This is a genomic window from Schnuerera sp. xch1, assembly GCF_019931165.1.
GTDB lineage: Bacteria > Bacillota > Clostridia > Tissierellales > Tepidimicrobiaceae > JAIOUP01.
The window spans coordinates 47,258-68,503 of the sequence record NZ_JAIOUP010000010.1; the positions used below are offsets into that span (position 1 = coordinate 47,258).

General features: G+C 33.6%; 36 protein-coding genes. All 36 read left to right on the top strand.

All coding sequences use genetic code 11. From position 1 onward, the window contains the following. The first annotated feature begins 13 nt into the window (after positions 1–13). The 36 genes from fusA (at position 14) to K8M07_RS08330 (ending at position 21,236) form a co-directional block, all read left to right on the top strand. Positions 14–2,086, top strand: a complete 2,073-nt coding sequence (gene fusA, locus K8M07_RS08155; RefSeq protein ID WP_223377633.1) for an elongation factor G — start codon at positions 14–16, stop codon at positions 2,084–2,086. A gap of 26 nt (positions 2,087–2,112) precedes the next feature. Next, on the top strand, positions 2,113–3,306 hold the full coding sequence (gene tuf / locus K8M07_RS08160; protein WP_223377609.1) for an elongation factor Tu: 1,194 nt from the start codon (positions 2,113–2,115) through the stop codon (positions 3,304–3,306). A 386-nt stretch (positions 3,307–3,692) separates the two neighbouring features. Next, on the top strand, positions 3,693–4,010 hold the full coding sequence (gene rpsJ, locus K8M07_RS08165; protein WP_223377635.1) for a 30S ribosomal protein S10: 318 nt from the start codon (positions 3,693–3,695) through the stop codon (positions 4,008–4,010). Between the two features lie 57 nt (positions 4,011–4,067). Then, positions 4,068–4,697: a 50S ribosomal protein L3 gene (gene rplC / locus K8M07_RS08170; protein WP_223377636.1), complete on the top strand. Its 630-nt coding sequence runs from the start codon at positions 4,068–4,070 to the stop codon at positions 4,695–4,697. 30 nt (positions 4,698–4,727) lie between these two features. After that, positions 4,728–5,351 carry a 50S ribosomal protein L4 gene (gene rplD, locus K8M07_RS08175; RefSeq protein ID WP_223377638.1) on the top strand — a complete coding sequence of 208 codons (624 nt, stop codon included), beginning with the start codon at positions 4,728–4,730 and terminating at the stop codon, positions 5,349–5,351. Then, a complete protein-coding gene (gene rplW, locus K8M07_RS08180) occupies positions 5,351–5,641 on the top strand; it encodes a 50S ribosomal protein L23 (RefSeq protein ID WP_223377640.1) in 291 nt (96 codons plus the stop codon). Before rplD ends, rplW begins: the two co-directional genes overlap by 1 nt. Positions 5,642–5,671: 30 nt before the next feature. Then, positions 5,672–6,502, top strand: coding sequence for a 50S ribosomal protein L2 (gene rplB, locus K8M07_RS08185; RefSeq protein ID WP_223377642.1), 831 nt, complete (start codon positions 5,672–5,674; stop codon positions 6,500–6,502). A gap of 31 nt (positions 6,503–6,533) precedes the next feature. Further along, positions 6,534–6,818, top strand: a complete 285-nt coding sequence (gene rpsS / locus K8M07_RS08190) for a 30S ribosomal protein S19 (RefSeq protein ID WP_223377644.1) — start codon at positions 6,534–6,536, stop codon at positions 6,816–6,818. A 37-nt stretch (positions 6,819–6,855) separates the two neighbouring features. Further along, the gene (gene rplV / locus K8M07_RS08195) at positions 6,856–7,191 is read left to right on the top strand and encodes a 50S ribosomal protein L22 (RefSeq protein ID WP_223377646.1); all 336 of its coding nucleotides are present in this window, start codon (positions 6,856–6,858) and stop codon (positions 7,189–7,191) included. Positions 7,192–7,206: 15 nt separating this feature from the next. Further along, a complete protein-coding gene (gene rpsC / locus K8M07_RS08200) occupies positions 7,207–7,887 on the top strand; it encodes a 30S ribosomal protein S3 (protein ID WP_223377647.1) in 681 nt (226 codons plus the stop codon). A gap of 33 nt (positions 7,888–7,920) precedes the next feature. Further along, complete coding sequence (rplP, locus tag K8M07_RS08205; protein ID WP_223377649.1) at positions 7,921–8,364, top strand: 50S ribosomal protein L16; 444 nt, start codon at positions 7,921–7,923, stop codon at positions 8,362–8,364. Next, the gene (rpmC, locus tag K8M07_RS08210; RefSeq protein ID WP_223377651.1) at positions 8,354–8,560 is read left to right on the top strand and encodes a 50S ribosomal protein L29; all 207 of its coding nucleotides are present in this window, start codon (positions 8,354–8,356) and stop codon (positions 8,558–8,560) included. The genes rplP and rpmC overlap by 11 nt, the downstream gene beginning before the upstream one ends. Before the next feature lie 6 nt (positions 8,561–8,566). Next, the gene (rpsQ, locus tag K8M07_RS08215) at positions 8,567–8,821 is read left to right on the top strand and encodes a 30S ribosomal protein S17 (RefSeq protein ID WP_223377653.1); all 255 of its coding nucleotides are present in this window, start codon (positions 8,567–8,569) and stop codon (positions 8,819–8,821) included. Positions 8,822–8,849: 28 nt separating this feature from the next. Continuing rightward, a complete protein-coding gene (gene rplN, locus K8M07_RS08220; RefSeq protein WP_223377655.1) occupies positions 8,850–9,218 on the top strand; it encodes a 50S ribosomal protein L14 in 369 nt (122 codons plus the stop codon). A 15-nt stretch (positions 9,219–9,233) separates the two neighbouring features. Next, on the top strand, positions 9,234–9,545 hold the full coding sequence (gene rplX, locus K8M07_RS08225) for a 50S ribosomal protein L24 (protein ID WP_223377657.1): 312 nt from the start codon (positions 9,234–9,236) through the stop codon (positions 9,543–9,545). A 29-nt stretch (positions 9,546–9,574) separates the two neighbouring features. Beyond that, positions 9,575–10,117, top strand: a complete 543-nt coding sequence (rplE, locus tag K8M07_RS08230; protein WP_223377658.1) for a 50S ribosomal protein L5 — start codon at positions 9,575–9,577, stop codon at positions 10,115–10,117. A gap of 18 nt (positions 10,118–10,135) precedes the next feature. Next, positions 10,136–10,321, top strand: coding sequence for a type Z 30S ribosomal protein S14 (locus K8M07_RS08235; RefSeq protein ID WP_005583198.1), 186 nt, complete (start codon positions 10,136–10,138; stop codon positions 10,319–10,321). A 31-nt stretch (positions 10,322–10,352) separates the two neighbouring features. Continuing rightward, positions 10,353–10,748: a 30S ribosomal protein S8 gene (gene rpsH / locus K8M07_RS08240; RefSeq protein WP_223377660.1), complete on the top strand. Its 396-nt coding sequence runs from the start codon at positions 10,353–10,355 to the stop codon at positions 10,746–10,748. 38 nt (positions 10,749–10,786) lie between these two features. After that, on the top strand, positions 10,787–11,326 hold the full coding sequence (rplF, locus tag K8M07_RS08245; protein WP_223377662.1) for a 50S ribosomal protein L6: 540 nt from the start codon (positions 10,787–10,789) through the stop codon (positions 11,324–11,326). Between the two features lie 16 nt (positions 11,327–11,342). Next, a complete protein-coding gene (gene rplR / locus K8M07_RS08250) occupies positions 11,343–11,711 on the top strand; it encodes a 50S ribosomal protein L18 (protein ID WP_223377664.1) in 369 nt (122 codons plus the stop codon). 17 nt (positions 11,712–11,728) lie between these two features. Beyond that, positions 11,729–12,235, top strand: a complete 507-nt coding sequence (gene rpsE, locus K8M07_RS08255) for a 30S ribosomal protein S5 (RefSeq protein ID WP_223377666.1) — start codon at positions 11,729–11,731, stop codon at positions 12,233–12,235. A 12-nt stretch (positions 12,236–12,247) separates the two neighbouring features. Continuing rightward, complete coding sequence (gene rpmD / locus K8M07_RS08260) at positions 12,248–12,424, top strand: 50S ribosomal protein L30 (RefSeq protein WP_223377668.1); 177 nt, start codon at positions 12,248–12,250, stop codon at positions 12,422–12,424. A gap of 20 nt (positions 12,425–12,444) precedes the next feature. Next, positions 12,445–12,894, top strand: coding sequence for a 50S ribosomal protein L15 (gene rplO / locus K8M07_RS08265; RefSeq protein WP_223377670.1), 450 nt, complete (start codon positions 12,445–12,447; stop codon positions 12,892–12,894). Next, a complete protein-coding gene (gene secY / locus K8M07_RS08270; RefSeq protein ID WP_223377672.1) occupies positions 12,895–14,169 on the top strand; it encodes a preprotein translocase subunit SecY in 1,275 nt (424 codons plus the stop codon). Between the two features lie 19 nt (positions 14,170–14,188). Continuing rightward, on the top strand, positions 14,189–14,839 hold the full coding sequence (locus K8M07_RS08275) for an adenylate kinase (RefSeq protein ID WP_223377673.1): 651 nt from the start codon (positions 14,189–14,191) through the stop codon (positions 14,837–14,839). A 65-nt stretch (positions 14,840–14,904) separates the two neighbouring features. Next, a complete protein-coding gene (locus K8M07_RS08280; protein WP_223377675.1) occupies positions 14,905–15,195 on the top strand; it encodes a KOW domain-containing RNA-binding protein in 291 nt (96 codons plus the stop codon). A 20-nt stretch (positions 15,196–15,215) separates the two neighbouring features. Beyond that, positions 15,216–15,434 carry a translation initiation factor IF-1 gene (infA, locus tag K8M07_RS08285; RefSeq protein ID WP_223377677.1) on the top strand — a complete coding sequence of 73 codons (219 nt, stop codon included), beginning with the start codon at positions 15,216–15,218 and terminating at the stop codon, positions 15,432–15,434. 15 nt (positions 15,435–15,449) lie between these two features. Beyond that, positions 15,450–15,563 (top strand): 50S ribosomal protein L36, encoded by a 114-nt coding sequence (gene rpmJ / locus K8M07_RS08290; RefSeq protein ID WP_223377679.1) that lies wholly within the window; start codon positions 15,450–15,452, stop codon positions 15,561–15,563. 86 nt (positions 15,564–15,649) lie between these two features. Next, entirely contained in the window at positions 15,650–16,012 is a 363-nt protein-coding gene (gene rpsM / locus K8M07_RS08295; protein WP_223377681.1) for a 30S ribosomal protein S13, read from the top strand. A 25-nt stretch (positions 16,013–16,037) separates the two neighbouring features. Further along, a complete protein-coding gene (rpsK, locus tag K8M07_RS08300) occupies positions 16,038–16,436 on the top strand; it encodes a 30S ribosomal protein S11 (RefSeq protein WP_223377683.1) in 399 nt (132 codons plus the stop codon). Between the two features lie 19 nt (positions 16,437–16,455). Beyond that, positions 16,456–17,079, top strand: a complete 624-nt coding sequence (gene rpsD / locus K8M07_RS08305) for a 30S ribosomal protein S4 (protein WP_223377691.1) — start codon at positions 16,456–16,458, stop codon at positions 17,077–17,079. Positions 17,080–17,148: 69 nt separating this feature from the next. Next, positions 17,149–18,096, top strand: coding sequence for a DNA-directed RNA polymerase subunit alpha (locus K8M07_RS08310; RefSeq protein WP_223377693.1), 948 nt, complete (start codon positions 17,149–17,151; stop codon positions 18,094–18,096). Between the two features lie 22 nt (positions 18,097–18,118). Beyond that, on the top strand, positions 18,119–18,460 hold the full coding sequence (gene rplQ, locus K8M07_RS08315; protein WP_223377695.1) for a 50S ribosomal protein L17: 342 nt from the start codon (positions 18,119–18,121) through the stop codon (positions 18,458–18,460). Positions 18,461–18,764: 304 nt separating this feature from the next. Next, on the top strand, positions 18,765–19,586 hold the full coding sequence (locus K8M07_RS08320; protein ID WP_223377749.1) for an energy-coupling factor transporter ATPase: 822 nt from the start codon (positions 18,765–18,767) through the stop codon (positions 19,584–19,586). Next, on the top strand, positions 19,583–20,446 hold the full coding sequence (locus tag K8M07_RS08325) for an energy-coupling factor transporter ATPase (protein WP_223377697.1): 864 nt from the start codon (positions 19,583–19,585) through the stop codon (positions 20,444–20,446). The genes K8M07_RS08320 and K8M07_RS08325 overlap by 4 nt, the downstream gene beginning before the upstream one ends. Further along, the gene (locus K8M07_RS08330) at positions 20,439–21,236 is read left to right on the top strand and encodes an energy-coupling factor transporter transmembrane component T family protein (protein ID WP_223377699.1); all 798 of its coding nucleotides are present in this window, start codon (positions 20,439–20,441) and stop codon (positions 21,234–21,236) included. The genes K8M07_RS08325 and K8M07_RS08330 overlap by 8 nt, the downstream gene beginning before the upstream one ends. Positions 21,237–21,246 lie beyond the last annotated feature (10 nt).

Consider the following 21,246-nt stretch of genomic DNA (forward strand, 5'->3'; position numbering starts at 1 on the left):
AGGAGGAATTATTGTGCCTAGAGAATTTGCATTAGAAAAAACACGAAATATAGGAATAATGGCCCATATAGATGCAGGAAAAACAACTACCACAGAAAGAATATTGTTTTACACTGGAAAGATTCATAAAATAGGAGAGACACACGAAGGCGCTGCTCAAATGGATTGGATGGAACAAGAACAGGAAAGAGGAATTACTATTACATCTGCTGCCACTACATGTCATTGGAGAGATCATAGGATTAACATAATTGATACGCCAGGGCACGTGGATTTCACTGTAGAAGTTGAAAGATCTCTTAGAGTTTTAGATGGCGCAGTAGCAGTTTTTTGCGCAAAAGGAGGGGTAGAACCTCAATCAGAAACAGTTTGGAGGCAAGCTGATAAGTATCATATTCCTCGAATGGCTTTTGTCAACAAGATGGATATAGTTGGAGCAGATTTCTTTAGAGTCGTAGATATGATGAAGGATAGACTAAAAACCAATCCTGTCCCCATACAATTACCTATTGGTAAAGAAGATAACTTTACAGGCATCATTGACCTAATAAATATGAATGCTAGGGTATATAATGATGATCTTGGCCAGGATATAGAAGTAGTTGATATCCCTGAGGAGTTAAAAGATTTGGCAGAAGAGTATAGGGAAAGTCTATTGGAAAATATAGCTGATTATAATGAAGATGTAATGATGAAATATCTTGAAGGAGAAGAAATAGAACCTCAAGAGATTATAGATGCAATAAGAACTGCTACAATTAATGTAGATATTGTACCAGTATTATGTGGTACTGCTTATAAGAATAAGGGAGTTCAACCTTTATTAGATGCGATAGTAGATTTTTCACCATCACCAGTTGATATACCATCTATAAAAGGTATTTCAGTTGGTTCTTCAGATGAAACGTTAGAGAGACATTCATCCGATGATGAACCATTTTCTGCACTAGCATTTAAAATAGTAACTGACCCTTATGTTGGAAAACTTGCATATTTTAGGGTGTATTCAGGTACACTTAAAGCAGGATCTTATGTTTATAATTCTATAAAAGGTAAAAGAGAAAGAGTAGGAAGAATCCTATTAATGCATGCTAACAAAAGACAAGAAGTTGATGAAATTTATGCAGGAGATATTGCAGCAGCAGTTGGGCTTAAGGATACTTCCACAGGAGATACATTATGTGATGAAAATAATCAAATAATATTAGAAACTATGGAATTCCCTGAGCCTGTAATAGAAGTAGCTATTGAACCAAAATCAAAAGCTAGCCAAGAAAAGATGAGCATAGCTTTAGCAAAACTTGCTGAAGAGGACCCTACATTTAGAACATTTACAAATGATGAAACAGGACAAATTATAATTGCAGGTATGGGAGAATTGCATCTTGAAATAATCGTAGACAGGTTACTTAGGGAATTTAAAGTAGAAGCTACAGTAGGTAGCCCTCAGGTAGCTTATAAAGAATCTATTTCAACCTCTGCAGAAACTGATACAAAATATGTAAGACAATCTGGTGGCCGAGGTCAATATGGCCATGTTAAGATAAAGATTGAACCACAAGAATCTGGCAAGGGATATGAATTTATTAACAAGATAGTAGGAGGAGCTATACCTAAAGAATATATACCATCTGTTGATGCTGGGATACAGGAAGCTATGCAATCAGGTATTCTTGGTGGATACCCAGTAGTAGATGTAAAGGTTACACTTTACGATGGTTCATATCATGAAGTCGACTCATCAGAAATGGCATTTAAGATAGCTGGTTCTATGGCTTTCAAGGAAGCTATGCAAAGAGCAAAACCAGAATTATTAGAGCCAATGATGAAGGTAGAAGTTATTGTGCCAGAGGAATACATGGGTGATGTAATAGGAGACATTAATTCAAGACGAGGTAGAATTGAGGGAATGAATCCAAGAGATGGTGTTCAAGTAGTAAGAGCATTTGTACCATTAGGAGAAATGTTTGGATATGCAACAGACCTTCGTTCTAACACCCAAGGTAGAGCAGTTTATACAATGCAATTTGATCACTATAATCCAGTACCAAATAATATTGCAGAAAAAATACTGGGTCATAAATAATAATATTTGCTAAGGAGGAATAAAAGATGTCAAAAGCAAAATATGAAAGAACAAAACCCCATATTAATATAGGGACAATAGGTCACGTAGACCATGGTAAGACAACATTAACAGCAGCCATAACAAGAGTGCTAAACGATAGATTAGGAACAGGAGAAACTGTAGCATTTGACAACATAGATAAAGCACCAGAGGAAAGAGAAAGAGGAATAACAATATCTACAGCTCACGTAGAATATGAAACAGAAAATCGTCACTATGCACACGTAGACTGTCCAGGCCACGCTGACTATGTAAAGAACATGATTACAGGAGCAGCACAAATGGATGGGGCGATATTAGTAGTATCAGCAGCAGATGGACCAATGCCACAAACAAGAGAACATATTCTACTATCAAGAAACGTAGGGGTACCAAACATAATAGTATTCTTAAACAAAGCAGACATGGTAGATGACGAAGAATTAATTGAATTAGTAGAAATGGAAGTAAGAGAATTGTTATCAGAATATGAATTTGATGGGGACAATACACCAATAATAATAGGTTCAGCATTAAAAGCACTAGAAGATCCAAGCAGTGAATGGGGAGACAAGATATTAGAATTGATGAAAGCAGTAGATGAAACAATTCCAGCTCCAGAAAGGGATACAGACAAACCATTCCTAATGCCAATAGAAGATGTATTCAGTATAACAGGAAGAGGAACAGTAGCAACAGGAAGAGTAGAAAGAGGAGTAGTAAAAACAGGAGATAATGTAGAAATAGTAGGATTAACAAATGAATCCAGAACAGTAGTAGTAACAGGAGTAGAAATGTTCAGAAAGACATTAGACGAAGCACAAGCAGGAGACAACATAGGAGCATTATTAAGAGGGGTACAAAGAACAGACATAGAAAGAGGTCAAGTATTAGCAAAACCAGGAACAATAACACCACATACAAAATTCGAATCAGAAGTATATGTATTGAAAAAAGAAGAAGGAGGAAGACATACTCCATTCTTTAATGGATACAGACCACAATTCTACTTCAGAACAACAGACGTAACAGGAAACATAGAATTAGATGAAGGAGTAGAAATGGTAATGCCAGGAGACAATGCAAAGTTTACTATTGAATTAATAACACCAATAGCGATAGAAGAAGGATTAAGATTTTCAATACGTGAAGGTGGAAGAACTGTAGGTTCTGGAGTTGTTACTAAGGTTATTGAATAATTAAAATTGATATTTAAGAGGGGGATACAACGCCCCTTCTTTTGATATTTTATTTAGTATAAGAAGCAAGTAAAAAAATAATAAAAAAATTAATTTATATTAAAAAAACACTTGAGTTTTTGTCTAATTTACTATAAACTATATTAGTGTTTTATTTTAGACATTGCGATGATACAAAAGGTTGCTTGACATTCAATTCTTTAAGTATATTTTGGAAATCATTGTGATTGTTTATATAATTGAATGTTAGGGGAATTTTTGTTGAGAATGTCCGGTTTAAAATCGGGCGACTGGAATTGCCCTATGCGCAACACACCTGGAAGTGTGTATTGGCAATTCTATGTCGCATGTAAAAATGCTAACATGCGATAGAAGGAGGGAATTAAATGGCAAACAGTAGTAAACAAAAAATAAGAATTAGATTAAAAGCTTATGATCATGAATTGTTAGACAATTCAGCTCAGAAGATAGTGGAGACTGCTAAGAGAACAGGTGCCAATGTATCGGGGCCAGTGCCACTACCAACAGAGAAAGAAGTTATTACAATTTTACGAGCAGTTCATAAGTATAAGGATTCAAGAGAACAATTTGAACAGAGAACACACAAGAGATTGATAGATATTCTTAATCCAAATCAAAAAACGGTAGATTCATTAATGAAGTTAAATTTACCAGCTGGAGTTGATATTGAGATTAAGCTATAATTTCTTAGGATGATTACCAACAAGAGTAATCCGCTGTAGGAAAATAGGAGGTGTAGTATGAAAAATATATTAGGTAGAAAAGTAGGAATGACTCAAATTTTTGACGAAGATGGAATATTTATTCCAGTTACAGTAATAGAAGCAGGACCGCTAAAAGTGATTCAAAAGAAAACTGAAGAAAAAGACGGTTATAACGCAATTCAAGTAGGCTTTGGAGAAGTGAAAGAAGATAGGGTTAATAAACCTATGAAAGGCCACTTTGACAAAGCGGAAGTAGAATATAAAAAATATACTAAAGAGTTTAAAATAGATAATATAGATGATTTTGAAATAGGTCAAGAGATTAAAGTTGATATATTTGAAGAAGGAGACAAAATAGATGTTGTAGGAACATCTAAGGGAAAAGGAACTCAAGGAACTATTAAAAGACATAATTATGGCAGAGGACCTGAAACGCATGGTTCAAAATACCATAGAGGAGGGGGAGCAAGATCTGCGGCTGCATATCCAGGTAGGGTATTTAAAGGAAGAAAAGGGCCTGGAAGAATGGGCAATGAGAGAGTAACAGTTCAAAATCTTGAAGTTGTAAGAGTAGATGCAGATAGAAATCTATTATTAATAAAAGGTGCTATTCCAGGGCCAAAGGGCGGATTAATAACAATTAGAAAATCTGTTCTAAATAAATAGTAGCGTAGTGTTAGGAAAGGAGGATGTAGCATGCCTAAGGTGAATGTTCATAATATGTTAGGTGAACAAGTAGAAGAAATAGAATTAAATGAAAATATATTTGGCATAGATGTAAATCATGATGCACTTCATCAAGTAGTAAAGAGTCAACTTGCTAACAAAAGGCAAGGAACCCAGTCAGCTAAGACAAGGGCTGATGTAAGAGGTGGAGGAAGAAAACCATGGAGACAGAAAGGTACTGGTAGAGCTCGCCAAGGTAGCATAAGATCACCACAATGGACTGGTGGCGGAGTTGTCTTTGCACCAAAGCCAAGAGATTATAGTTTTAAAGTACCTAAGAAAGTTAAAAGACTTGCAATGAAATCAGCATTAAGTTCAAAAGTTTTAGATAATGAAATAATTGTATTAGATCAGTTAAGTTTAGAAGAACCTAAAACTAAAGAGATGGCAAAGATATTAGCTAATGTTAATGCTGGTAAAAAAGTTATTATTGTAATGGATAAAAAGGATATAAACATAGTCAAATCTGCGAGAAATATTCCTAATGTACAAACTGCATTGGTTAATACGTTAAATGTCTATGATATATTAAAATCTGATTCTTTTATCATAACTAAAGATGCAGTAAAGAAAGTGGAGGAGGTGTATGCATAATGCGTATTCCACACGATATCATCATTAAACCTATAATTACAGAGGCAAGTATGGATTCTATGGCTGAAGGCAAATATACTTTTAAGGTTGATAGAAGAGCAAACAAATCAGAAATAAAAAAAGCCATAGAGAAGATATTTGATGTTAAAGTTAAAAAGGTAAATACCATGAATATGCTAGGAAAGAAAAAGAGAATGGGAGTACACACCGGAAGGAGACCAAATTGGAAAAAAGCAATAGTTACTTTAACCGAAGATTCTAAGGAAATAGAATTCTTTGAAGGAATGTAGTAAAGTTTTTATAAAAAGGAGGGAATACTAATGGGTATTAAAAAATACAAAGCAACTTCCCCAGCAATTCGTCAAATGACTGTTTCCTCATTTGAAGAGATTACTAAGAGAAAACCTGAAAAATCACTGGTTGTTAGTTTGAAAAAGACAGGCGGAAGAAACTCACAAGGTAGGATAACTGCACGCTATAGAGGAGGCGGAGCAAAGAAAAAATATAGAATTATCGATTTTAGAAGGAATAAAGATGGAGTACCAGGGAAAGTTGCAGCAATAGAATATGATCCAAATAGAACTGCAAACATTGCACTTATTAACTATGCTGATGGTGAAAAGAGATATATACTTGCTCCAAATAAATTAAAAGTTGGAGATATAATAGAATCAGGAGTAGATGCTGATATAAAAATAGGTAATACCTTACCTCTTAGAAATATACCTGTAGGTACTACTGTTCATAATATTGAACTTACACCAGGCAAGGGAGGACAATTAGCTAGGTCTGCTGGTTCTGAAGCTCAATTGATGGCTAAAGAAGGAAGATATGCACAACTTAGATTGCCATCAGGAGAATTTAGGCTTGTATTATTAGATTGTCGTGCAACAATTGGTCAAGTAGGAAATGTTGATCATGAGAACTTAACACTAGGTAAAGCTGGGAAAAACAGACATAAAGGTAGAAGACCTTCAGTTAGAGGAAGTGTAATGAATCCAGTAGATCATCCACATGGCGGTGGAGAAGGAAGAGCACCTATAGGTATGCCATCTCCAGTAACTCCATGGGGTAAACCAACTATAGGATATAAAACTAGATCTAAGAATAAAAAATCTGACAAATATATTGTAAGAAGAAGGAAAAAATAGTTTATGTCGTTATCTGAAAGGAGGAATAGTAATGGGTAGATCTTTGAAGAAGGGTCCTTTTTGTGATGAACATCTTCTTAAGAAGATAGAAGAATTAAATAAAAATAACAATAAAAAAGTTATTAAGACTTGGTCACGTCGTTCCACTGTATTTCCCCAAATGATCGGTCATACTATAGCAGTACATGATGGTAGAAAACATGTACCAATATATATTACTGAGGATATGGTAGGACATAAACTTGGCGAATTTGTGCCTACTAGAACGTTTAGAGGCCATGGTAGTAAGACTGAAAAGTCAACAGCGTTAAAATAGAATAGCATTGAAATAGAGGATAAAGGAGGGAATTAGCATGGAAGCCAGAGCTATAGCTAAATATATAAGAATTTCACCTCTAAAGGTAAATTATATATGCAATGAGATTAGAGGCAAACAAGTAGATGAAGCCCTATCAATTCTAAGATTTACACCGAAGAAAGGTGCAAAAGAACTTGAAAAAGTTTTGAATTCAGCTATTGCAAATGCGGAAAACAATTTTAATATGGATAGAGACAATTTATATATTAAAGAAGCCTATGCTAACGATGGTCCTCAGCTCAAAAGATGGAGACCAAAAGCAAAAGGAATGGCTTATCCTTTAATAAAAAGAACTAGCCATATAGGAGTAGTAGTAGACGAAAAAGAGTAGAAAAGGAGGGATAAAATGGGTCAAAAGGTAAACCCACATGGATTAAGAGTTGGGGTAATAAAAGATTGGGATTCAAAATGGTATGCCGATAAGAAGAACTTCAACGAACTCTTAATTGAAGATCATGAAATTCGTAAATATATTAAGAAAAAGCTATATATAGCTGGAATTTCTAAAATAGAGGTAGAGAGAGCTGCTAATAGAATTAAGTTGTCCGTATATACAGCTAAACCTGGCATGGTAATAGGTAAAGGTGGTTCTGGTGTCGAAATATTAAGAAAAGAAATTGAAAAGCTTACAGGTAAAAATGTAATCATAAACGTAGAGGAAGTAAAAGTACTAGAACTAGATGCTCAGTTAGTGGCAGAAAATATTGCATCTCAACTTGAGAGAAGAGTTTCATTCAGGAGAGCTATGAAACAAGCGATCCAAAGAACTATGAGATCAGGTGCTAAAGGAATAAAGACATCTATATCTGGTAGACTTGGTGGAGCTGATATGGCAAGGACTGAAGGCTATAGTGAAGGAACAATACCTCTTCAAACTTTAAGAGCTGATATAGATTATGGATTTACTGAAGCAGATACTACCTATGGAAAATTGGGAGTAAAGGTTTGGATATATAAAGGAGAAGTTCTTCCTACTAAAAAAGTAGATGAAGAAGAAAAAAATCGAGAAAAGAATAAAAGAAAATAGATTATAAGTAGCTGTAGGAAGGAGGAAGGTAAAATGTTAATGCCTAAAAGAGTAAAATATCGTAGAGTTCATAGAGGAAGAATGAAAGGAAATGCAACCAGAGGGAATAAGCTTACTTATGGTGAATATGGACTACAAGCTCTTGAACCAGTATGGATAACTTCTAATCAAATAGAAGCAGCTAGACGTGCCATGACAAGATCCATCAAAAGGGGAGGAAATATCTGGATAAAAGTATTTCCTGATAAACCAGTCACTGAAAAACCTGCTGAAACTAGAATGGGTTCAGGTAAAGGAGCTCCTGAGTATTGGGTAGCAGTGGTTAAACCTGGAAGGATCCTATTTGAAATGGGAGGAGTATCTGAAGAAGTAGCAAGAGAAGCCATGAGGTTGGCAGCACACAAATTGCCTATAAAGACTAAATTTGTAACTCGTGAGGATAGTGGAGAAAAGGGTGGTGAAGCTAATGAAGGCTAAGGAAATTCGCCAAATGACAGATCAAGAGTTAAATACAAAATTGTTAGATTTTAAAAATGAATTATTTAACTTGCGTTTTCAATTGGCTACAGGTCAATTAGATAACCCTATGAGAATAAAAACGGTAAGAAAAAATATTGCTCGAATTAAAACTATAATCAGGGAACGAGAATTAGGTATAAGAAAGGAGGTCTAACCTCATATGGAAAGAGGAAACCGTAAAGTAAGAACAGGTGAAGTTGTAAGCGATAAAATGGATAAGACAATAGTAGTTGCTGTTGAAACATTCGTAACACACCCTTTATATAAAAAACAAATTAAGAAGACTACAAAATTTAAAGCTCACGATGAAAACAATGAGTGCAAAGTTGGAGACGTAGTGAAAATAATGGAAACTAGACCATTAAGTAAAGATAAATGTTGGAGACTTGTAAATATTATAGAAAAAGCAAAATAGTCCTTATACCTGGAAAGGAGGGTATCCAATGATTCAAGTAGAAAGCAGAATGAAAGTTGCTGATAATTCAGGTGCAAAAGAGTTGCAAGTTATTAGAGTATTAGGAGGAACTAATAAGAAGTATGCCAAAATAGGAGACGTTGTAGTTTGCTCTGTTAAAAGTGCAACACCTGGAGGAGTTGTTAAAAAAGGAGAAGTAGTTAAAGCTGTAGTCGTAAGGACTAAGCACGGTGTAAGAAGAAATGACGGATCTTATATTAAATTTGACGATAATGCAGCAGTTATTATAAAAGATGATAATAATCCAGCTGGAACGCGTATATTTGGCCCAGTAACAAGAGAATTAAGAAGAGGAAATTACATGAAAATAATATCCTTAGCACCGGAAGTATTATAAGAGGAGGTGTATAGTATGCATGTTAAGAATGGAGATACCGTGGTGGTTATTTCTGGAAAAGACAAAGGCAAAAAAGGTAAGGTTCTAAAAGTATTACCTAAAGAAAATAAAGTAATCGTTGAAGGATTAAATATGACTACTAAGCATGTCAAGGCACAAGGAGCTAATCAACAAGGAGGAAGAATTACTAAAGAAGGGCCAATGAATGCATCAAAGGTTATGTACTATTGCAGTAAAGATAAAACAGGAGTTAGAGTAGGACATAAATTTCTAGATAATGGTTCGAAGGTTAGAATATGTAAAAAATGTGGAGAAGTATTGGATTAATAATGTACTATTGAAAGGAGGTAATAGGAATGACTTCCAGATTGAAAGAAAAATATAAAAATGAAGTTATACCAGCTCTAATGGAGATGTTTAAATATAAAAGTGTTATGGAGGTTCCAAAACTTGAAAAGATTATAATAAACATGGGGGTTGGAGAAGCTAAAGACAATCCAAAGGCTTTAGAGAATGCGGTTAAAGAATTGGAACTTATCACAGGTCAAAAACCAGTAGTAACAAAAGCAAAAAAATCAATTTCTAACTTTAAGATTCGTAAAGGTATGAATGTGGGTACTAAGGTAACCTTAAGAGGAAAAAAGATGTATGACTTTTTAGATAAATTAGCAAACATTTCATTACCAAGAGTTAGGGATTTTAGAGGAATAAGTGGTTCATCATTTGACGGTAGAGGCAATTATGCATTGGGAATAAAGGAACAATTGATTTTCCCAGAAATAGAATATGATATGGTGGAAAGCGTGAGAGGACTAGATATATCAATAGTTACAACTGCTAATACAGATGAAGAAGCGAAAGCATTTTTAGAATTAATGGGTATGCCATTTAAAAAATAGAAAAGGAGGAAGGATATTTTGGCAAAGAAGTCAATGATCGCTAAACAGAAAAGGAAAGCGAAATTTAGTACTAGAGAGTACAATAGATGCAAAATATGTGGAAGACCTCATGGTTATTTAAGAAAATACGGAATATGTCGTATTTGTTTTAGAGAATTGGCATATAAAGGTCAAATCCCTGGAGTTAGAAAAGCGAGTTGGTAGTATTTAATGTCTTGAAAGGAGGTAGCTAATTATGATGACTGACCCAATTGCAGATATGTTAACGAGAATAAGAAACGGGAATAATGTAAAACATGAATCTGTTGATGTTCCTGCCTCAAATATGAAGAAAGAGATAGCCCAAATTTTATTAGATGAAGGCTTTATAAAAGGATTTGATATAATAGAGGATGGAAAACAAGGGATTATTAGAATAGAATTTAAATATGGTAAATATGGAGAAAAAGTAATAAGTGGAATTAAAAGAATATCAAAACCAGGATTGAGGGTTTATGTTAAAAGTGACGAAATTCCAAGAGTATTAGGTGGACTTGGAATAGCGATTCTTTCAACATCAAAGGGTATTATGACCGATAAAAAAGCAAAAAAAGAAGGAGTAGGTGGAGAAGTTGTTTGTTATGTATGGTAATAACAAACACTTAATCTACAGGAACAGGAGGTGCACTTATGTCAAGGATAGGATTTAAACCAATAGAGATTCCAAGTGGAGTTGAAGTAAAAATAGATGATAAGAACTTTATAGAAATTAAAGGACCAAACGGACTACTTTCACAACAATTAAATTCAGGCATGGAGATCAAGATAGAGGATAATAAAGTAGTTGTTAATCGTCCAAATGATACAAAGAGATTTAAATCTTTGCATGGATTAACAAGAACTCTTATTTCTAATATGGTTGAAGGTGTAACTAATGGATATTCAAAATCATTAGAAATCCAAGGAACTGGATATAGAGCTCAAAAACAAGGTAAGAAATTAGTATTAAACTTAGGTTATTCTCATCCTATTGAGTTGGAAGAACCAGAAGGAATTAAAATAGAAGTGCCTTCAGCTAATCAAATTGTAGTTAAAGGTATAGATAAACAGTTAGTAGGTAATTATGCAGCTAAAATTAGAGATTTAAGAAAGCCAGAACCTTATAAAGGAAAAGGAATTAGATATTCTAATGAAATTGTAAAACGTAAGGTTGGTAAGGCTGGTAAGTAGAAGGGAGTGAAGGAGATTGCTAAAAAGATTTAAGAGAAATGAAGTGAGAAAAAACAGGCATAAAAGAGTTAGACAGAAAGTTTATGGAACTCCTGAAAGACCAAGATTAAATGTATATAGAAGCAATAGTCATATATATGCTCAAATTATAAACGATATAAACGGTCATACTCTAGTTTCAGCTTCAACTTTGGATAAGGCATTAGTAGAAAAGCTATCTTCAACAGGGAATAAAGAAGCAGCTAGACTTGTAGGTGAATTAGTTGGCAAAAGAGCTATTGATAAAGGCATAAATGAAGTGGTGTTTGATAGAGCTGGATATCTTTATCATGGAAAGATAAAAGAACTTGCTGAAGGAGCTCGTGAAGCTGGACTGAAATTTTAAGAAAAGGAGGGAAATGAATGGAGCGTTCATATATAAATCCTAATGAATTAGATTTGAAAGAAAGAGTTGTTAATATAAATCGTGTAACTAAAGTTGTAAAAGGTGGTAGAAACTTTAGATTTAGTGCTCTTGTAGTAGTAGGAGATGAAAATGGTCATGTAGGCGTAGGTATGTCCAAGGCTCTTGAAGTACCTGAGGCTATTAGAAAAGCTATTCAAGATGCTAAAAAACATATTATTGAAGTACCTATGATAGAAACTACTATACCTCATGAAATAGTTGGAGAATTTGGAGCAGGAAGAGTTTTATTAAAGCCATCTAAAGAAGGTACCGGAGTTATTGCTGGTGGACCAGTACGTGCTGTCTGTGAGTTAGCTGGTATCAGAGACATAAGAACTAAATCTCTAGGTTCAAATAATCCTAGAAATGTTGTTAATGCAACCTTTGAAGCTCTAGTTAACTTAAAGAAGGCTGAGGATGTTGCTAAGTTAAGAGGAAAAACTGTAGATGAAATATTAGGTTAGGAGGGGAGTATAGTGGCTAAGATAAACATTAAATTGGTTAGATCCATAATTGGGAAACCAGAAAATCATAGAAAAACTATAAAGGCTTTAGGTTTAAGAAAAGTTGGCCAGGTAGTAGAAAAAGAAGATACTCCTCAAATTAGAGGTATGATAGATCAAGTAGACTACATGGTTGAAGTAATAGAATAATTCTTAGAGGAGGTGTACCAATGAAACTGAACGAATTAAGGCCAAAAGAAGGAAGTAAGACAAAAAAACGTAAAAGAGTTGGTAGAGGTAATGGTTCAGGTGTTGGAAAAACTTCTGGAAGAGGTCAGGACGGACAAAAATCGAGATCTGGTGGAGGAGTAAGACCAGGTTTTGAAGGAGGCCAAATGCCTTTATTCAGGAGAATGCCTAAACGTGGATTTACTAATATCTTTGCTAAGAAATATATTATCCTAAATATTGATGATTTAAATAGATTTGATGACGATACTGTAATCACTCCAGAATTGTTAATCAAAGAAGGAATAATCAATAGTAGAAAAGATGTAGATGGTATTAAGATTTTGGGTAATGGAAATTTAAATAAAAAACTTACTGTTAAAGCCCATAAATTTAGTAAGACAGCTACTGAAAAGATAGAGGCTGCAGGGGGAAAGGTAGAGGTGATATAGATGATTGAAACCTTGAGAAATGCCTGGAAGATACCAGATATTAGAAAGAAAATCATCTTCACGTTATTAATGTTATTGGTAATCAGATTAGGTTCCAATATTCCAGTACCATATATAGATAAAGAAGTTGTTAGTCAGATATTTGAAGTAGGTCAAGGTAGTGCATTACAGTTTCTTGATATGATGGCCGGCGGTACCATTAGTAATTTTAGTATATTTGCTTTGAATATATATCCATATATTACTGCATCCATAATAATGCAACTCCTTACAATTGCTATTCCAAGATTAGAAGAAATAGCAAAAGAAGGAGAAGAAGGTAAGAAAAAAATAAATAAATATACAAGATATGGATCAGTAATATTAGCAGCAGTTCAAGCAATTGGTATAACCATGGGATTTTTCAATAACGCTTTGATTGCACAAGGAACTTTACAAACTGCCATAGTAATTATATCATTAGTAGCTGGTACAAGTTTCTTAGTATGGCTTGGAGATTTAATTACTGAAAGAGGTGTTGGGAATGGCACTTCACTAATAATATTTATTGGTATTGTATCAGGGCTTCCATCAACAATTGCAAGATTTATTCAATTAATAAGTGTTGGAGCCATAAGTATAATTAAATTAATTATATTTGCAATAGTAGCTGTAATAATAATTGCAATAGTTGTTGCACTACAAGAAGGTCAGAGAAAAATACCTGTTCAATATGCTAAAAGAGTTGTTGGTAGGAAGATGTATGGTGGACAGAGTTCACATATACCTTTAAAAGTTTTAATGGCAGGAGTTATTCCTGTAATATTTTCTACTTCGTTATTATCGTTTCCACAAATGATATCACTTTTCTTTACCGGTGGAACGGCAGAGTGGATAACTAAGTACTTGACCGTACAAGGCAATGTAGGAGTATGGATTTACTCTATAATTAATACTGTTTTAATTATATTTTTCACATATTTCTATACAGCTATACAATTTAACACAGTGGAATATTCAAAGAATTTACAACAATATGGTGGGTTTATTCCAGGAATTAGGCCTGGGAGACCAACATCAGATTATCTAAACAAAGTAATATCAAGAATTACCTTTGTAGGTGGTATTTCTTTAGCGTTAATAGCATCATTGCCAATCATATTATCTCGTGTATTTAACTTAAATATTGATTTTGGTGGAACAGCTATAATAATTGTAGTAGGAGTTGCCCTTGAAACTATAAAACAAATTGAATCACAGATGTTAATGAGAAATTACAAGGGATTCTTGAAATAGACTGTAGGAGATGATTTTGTTGAGATTAGTATTACTTGGACCTCCTGGTGCAGGCAAAGGAACTCAAGCATCAGCTATAGTTAAAAAATATAATATACCGCATATATCAACAGGAGATATATTTAGGTACAATATAAAGATGAATACAGAATTAGGGAAAAAAGCAAAAACATATATGGATAAAGGTCTACTAGTTCCTGATGAGCTAGTAGTATCCATAGTTAAGGATAGATTAATAAAAGATGATTGTAAAGATGGATTTCTATTAGATGGATTCCCACGAACAGTGGATCAAGCAGAAGCACTAGATGAGGAATTGGATAAAATGTCTTTAAAATTAGATAAAGTAGTGAATATAGAAGTAGAAAAAGATATTTTAATAGAAAGAGCAATAGGCAGGAGAATTTGCAAAAATTGTGGTGCTACTTATCATATTAAATTTAATCCTTCAAAGAAAGAAGGTATATGTGATACCTGTGGTGAAGAATTATATCAACGAGATGATGATAAAGTAGACACTGTAGAAAAAAGAATTGAGGTTTACCATAAACAAACTAAACCTTTAATTGATTATTATGCTGAAAAAGGGTTATTATTAAATGTAGATGGTACTAAATCGATAGAAGAGCTTTTTAATGTGATAGTGAAATCTTTAGAAGGTGAATCTTAGAGATATAGGATAAATTTTCAATTTATTAATATAGTAGCTTATAACTATATGAAGAGGTGAACTCTATGGATTCAACTAATGACATAGCCATTGGACAGGTGGTTAGGTCAAAAGCTGGTAGAGATAAAGGGAATATTTTCTTGGTATTAAGCGTTGTTGATGATAAAAATGTATTAATTGTAGATGGAAATATAAGAAAATTGGATAATCCTAAGAAAAAAAAGGTTAAACATTTAATAGTTTATAATACAGTATTATCGGAATTAGAATATAGATTAAATAATAATATAAAGTTTAATAATGCTTATATTAGAAAATTAGTAGAACCTTTCAATAAGAGTCTTAAAATTGTTTAAATAGGAGGTTCGATAGTTACATGTCTAAGAAAGATGTTATTGAAGTAGAAGGTACGGTAGTAGATGCTTTGCCAAATGCTATCTTTAAAGTAGAATTAGAGAATGGTCATGAAATATTAGCTCATATTTCTGGAAAGTTAAGAATGCATTATATAAGAATACTTCCTGGAGATAAAGTAACAGTTGAATTGTCACCCTATGATTTGACTAGGGGTAGAATAACCTGGCGAAAAAAGTAGCGAGGAGGGATTTAAGTGAAAGTAAGACCATCAGTTAAAAAAATGTGTGAAAAGTGCAAGATTATTAAGCGAAAAGGGAAAGTAATGGTAATCTGCGAAAATCCAAAACACAAACAAAAACAAGGTTAGATAAAGTTTTAATAAGTTATTGAACGATTATATGATAATTTGCTCATAATTTTATTGATTGATATCATTAGGAGGTGTAAATAGTAATGGCTAGAATTGCAGGCGTTGACTTACCACGAGATAAAAGAGTAGAAATTGGACTAACTTATATTTACGGGATAGGAAGATCTAGAGCAAACGAAATATTAAAAAAAGCTAATGTAAACCCTAATACAAGGGTGAAGGATTTAACAGAAACAGAAGTTAATACTATAAGAAATGTTTTAGATAATTATAATGTAGAAGGAGATCTAAGAAGAGAGGTAGCATTAAATATAAAGAGATTAAAAGAAATTAACTGTTATAGAGGTATTAGACATAGAAGAGGACTTCCAGTTAGAGGACAAAAAACTAAAACAAATGCAAGAACGAGAAAAGGTCCAAAGAAGATTGCCGGCAAAAAAAGATAAAAGGTATATGAAGGAGGGAAGATAAGTGGCAACAAGAAAAGGTAAGAGTACTCGTGTTAGAAAGAGAGAACGTAAGAATATAGAGAGAGGTCAAGCGCATATATCATCAACTTTTAATAATACCATGGTAACATTGACTGATATGCAAGGTAATGTTATATCATGGGCTAGTGCTGGGCAACTAGGATTTAGGGGATCAAGAAAATCAACTCCTTTCGCAGCACAGCAAGCAGCAGAAGAGGCTGCAAATAAAGCTATGGAACATGGATTGAAAAGTGTTGAAGTATACGTAAAAGGGCCTGGTTCAGGAAGAGAGGCAGCTATAAGATCTCTTCAAGCAACAGGTTTAGAAGTGAATTTAATTAAGGATGTTACCCCAATTCCACATAATGGTTGTAGACCACCAAAACGTAGAAGAGTTTAATATAGGAGGTGTGATAGATATGGCTAGATATACTGGACCGGTATGTAGATTATGCCGTAGAGAAGGACAAAAATTGTATTTAAAGGGAGATAAATGTTATATAGACAAATGCCCAGTTTCAAAGAGAAATTATGCTCCAGGACAACATGGGCAGTCTAGAAAGAAAGATACAGAATATGGATTACAGCTAAGAGAAAAACAAAAGGTTCGTAGATTTTATGGAATACAAGAGTCACAAATGAGAAGCTACTTTACAATGGCAGATAGAATGCAAGGTATCACAGGTGAGAATCTGTTAAAGATATTGGAATTAAGATTGGATAACGTAGTATATAGAATGGGTTTTGCTTCTTCAAGACCTGAAGCAAGACAACTTGTTAAGCATGGGCATTTTAAAGTAAATGGACATAAAGCTGATATTCCATCCTATATATTGAGTGTAGGAGATGTTATTGAAGTAAAAGATAAAAGTAAGAATAGTCCAAAGTTTAAAGAACTTGTTGAAAATCATAAAGGTAATGCTGTGAGATGGTTAGAGGTTGAACTTGAGGAATATAAGGGTAGGATTGTAGCTGAGCCAGCTAGAGAAGATATCGATATTCCAATAGAAGAACACATGATAGTAGAGCTATATTCTAAATAATAATGCCTATAATAGAATCAGTTGCCCTCGTCCTTTGATAATACTAAGAATAAGGAGGGTTTAATATTAATGATAGAAATTGAAAAACCAAGAATAGAGATAGTTGAAGTGAGTGAAGATAATAATTACGGGAAATTTGTTGTAGAACCTCTTGAAAGAGGATATGGCACTACTTTAGGGAATAGTTTAAGACGAGTATTATTATCATCACTACCTGGAGCTGCTGTATCTGCTGTAAAGATTCAAGGTGTATTACATGAATTTTCTGTAGTACCAGGAGTACTAGAAGATGTTCCTGAAATGATATTAAATATTAAAGGTATTGCTGCAAAGATGTACACCGACGAGCCTGTTATGTTAAGACTGGAAATAGAAGGACCACAAGTAGTAACAGCAGGTGATATCATTACTGGACCAGATGTGGAAATTATAAATAAAGACCATTATATAGCTACTGTAAATGAGAGTGGGAAGTTATATATGGAACTTGAAATGATAAAAGGTAGAGGGTACAATGTTGCTGAGAAAAATAAAAGAGAAGGGCAATCAATTGGAGTAATACCTATTGACTCTTCTTTTACCCCAGTAGAGAAGGCTAATTTTTCAGTGGAGAATACAAGAGTAGGACAAATAACAGATTATGATAAATTGATACTTGAGGTTTGGACAGATGGTACTATGACCCCTGATGAAGCTACATCCTTGGGAGCAAAGATACTTACAGAGCACTTGAATCTATTTATTGGATTAACTGATCATGTTGATGATGTGGAAATTATGGTAGAAAAAGAAGAAGATCAAAAAGAAAAAGTATTAGAAATGACAGTGGAAGAATTAGACCTTTCAGTTAGAAGTTATAATTGCTTAAAGAGAGCTGGTATTAACACAGTAGATGAGCTTACTCAGAAAACAGAAGAGGATTTGATGAAGGTAAGAAATCTTGGTAAAAAATCTCTTGATGAAGTGCAGAAAAAACTTACTGAATTGGAACTGTCTTTGAAAAAATTAGATGAATAGCAAGGCATAAAGGAGGGATAATATGGCTGCATTAAGAAAACTTGGTCGCCCTACAGATCATAGAAAATCAATGCTTAGAAATCAAGTAACTAGTTTATTAAAACATGGAAGGATAGAAACTACTGTTACCAGAGCTAAGGAAACAAAAAAAATAGCAGATAAGATGATCACTCTAGGTAAAAGAGGAGATTTACATGCTAGAAGACAAGTATTAGCATATATATATGATGAAGATGTTGTGAAGAAATTATTTGATGAGATAGCACCAAAATATGCCGATAGAGATGGTGGATATACTAGAGTATTGAAACTAGGACCACGTAGAGGGGACGGAACAGAAATGTCTATTTTAGAGTTAGTATAAAAGGCGGGGGATTAAGTAAATGAGGAGACTTTGGTCTCCTGTAATAATTACTTAGTCCCCTTTTTATCAATTACCAATTAACAATTGACAGTTGAATAAGATTAATAAGATTATAGTTAGCACTAATGTACAATTATATGATAAATTTGATTAGAATTGGCACCTGCTTATTTGAGTGATAATGAAGCATTTTAATCGTCAATTGTCTGTTCTCTTTGTACTTTGTCCATTGTTAATTGGAAAGTCTTGTGTTATATTATATAGTGGAAATAATTAAAAGTAGGCGATTGAAATGTTAGAAGAAATGATAAGAGTTGAAAATACAACTTATGAATATGGTATAAGAGGCGAAGAAAATCATTTAATAGCAGTAGATAATGTTAATATATCTGTAAAAAAAGGGGAACATTTAGTAATACTTGGGCATAACGGTTCTGGGAAATCTACTTTGGCAAGACTTATGAATGGATTACTAACACCAACTAAGGGTAATGTATTTGTAAATGGTATGAATACAAAGGATGAAGATAATATATGGAATATAAGAGAAACTGCTGGTATAGTTTTTCAAAATCCAGACAATCAAATAGTAGCGACTATTGTAGAAGAGGATGTAGCATTTGGACCGGAAAACCTTGGAATTCCACCTGTAGATATAAGAAAAAGAGTAGATGAAGCCCTAAGAATAGTAGAAATGACAGAATATAAAAATCATGCACCACACTTACTCTCAGGTGGCCAAAAACAGAGGGTGGCAATTGCTGGAATTTTGGCTATGAATCCAGAATGTATAATACTGGATGAGCCCACCGCTATGTTGGACCCAATTGGAAGAACTGAGATAATGAATACCCTCAAGAAATTGAATAAAGAAGAGAAAAAAACCATTATACACATAACCCATTATATGGATGAAGCCGTAGCAGCAGATAGGATACTAGTTATGGAGAAAGGTAAAATCATGATGGAGGGGACACCTAAACAGGTATTTTGTCAAGTGGATAGGATAAAAGGACTAGGGTTAGATGTACCTCAAGTAACTGAACTAGCCTATGAATTAAAGAAAGAAGGATTTAATGTACCTTGTGATGTATTAACTGTAGATGAATTGGTGAATGCATTATGATTATAAAGTTAGAAAATCTAAATTATATATATAATCCAAACACTCCATTTAAAAAGATAGCTTTAGATAATGTTAATTTGGATATTGATGAGGGAGATTTTATAGGTTTAATAGGGCATACAGGTTCCGGTAAATCCACACTTGTTCAGCACTTAAATGGACTTATAAAGCCTACTTCTGGTAGAGTGATAGTGGATGGGATAGATATAAGTGCTGAGGATAGTAATTTACGGGAAGTTAGGCAAAAAGTGGGACTTGTATTTCAATATCCAGAACATCAATTATTTGAAGAAAATATATACAAAGATATAGCATTTGGACCTAAAAATCTTGGGTTAGATGATGATGAAGTTGAATTGAGAGTAAAAAAAGCTATGGAATCTGTTGGACTAAATTTTATAGAATTAAAAGATAGATCACCTTTTGAGTTAAGTGGAGGTCAGAAAAGACGAGTAGCTATAGCAGGAGTTTTAGCTATGCAACCAAAGGTATTAGTCTTAGATGAACCTACAGCAGGATTAGATCCAAGAGGTAGGGATGATATATTAGGAGGAATAAAAAGGCTCTATAAGGAAGAAGGAATAACTATTATACTGGTTTCTCATAGCATGGAAGATATTGCTAGATTAGTGAATAAAATTGTAGCAATGCATAACGGTAAAATAGCTATGAAAGGAGAAGCAAGAGAAGTTTTTAAACAACCTGAAAAATTAGAAGAGTTAGGTTTAGGCATTCCTCAAATTACATCATTCATGAAAAAATATAAAATGAAAGGCAATCCGATTAATGATGTTGTTCTAACTGTAGAAGAGGCAAAAGAAGAATTAATAAATTATTTAAGGAGAAAAGGAAATGCTTAAAGATATTACAATAGGTCAATATTTTCCTGGGGATACAATAATTCATAAGTTAGATCCCAGGATTAAAATTATTATAATAATGATGTTTATAGTATCATTATTCTTTATAACTTCATTCTCCCCTTATTTACTTATTTTAGCTTTTATACTCTTTACGATTAAGCTGTCAGGGGTACCTTTTAAATATATATTAAAAGGAATAAAACCGCTTATATTAATTATTACTATTACCTTTGTAATAAATATATTTATGACTAAAGGAGAAGTATTATTTCCATTAGGGCCACTGAATATAACAAAGGAAGGACTTTATCGAGCAACCTTTATGGCCTTAAGATTGATATTTTTAATTACAGGAACATCTCTTTTAACCCTTACTACTTCACCGATATCTTTAACAGATGGTATAGAGAAGCTTTTATCACCACTTAAAAAGGTTGGAATTCCTGCTCATGAATTAGCTATGATGATGACTATAGCTTTAAGGTTTATTCCTACACTATTAGAAGAAACAGATAAAATCATGAAGGCTCAAATGGCAAGAGGCGCAGATTTTGAAAGTGGAAATATAATAAGACGTGCAAAAAATTTAGTACCATTATTGGTTCCATTATTTATAAATGCCTTTAGAAGGGCAGATGAATTAGCTATTGCTATGGAAGCAAGGTGCTATCGTGGTGGCGAAAACAGAACAAGGTTAAATGAATTAACATTGAATAAACAGGATGTATTAGCTGTTAGCCTGATGACGGTGTTTTTTGGATTCATAATATCCACAAGATATATATAAGAGGTTGAAC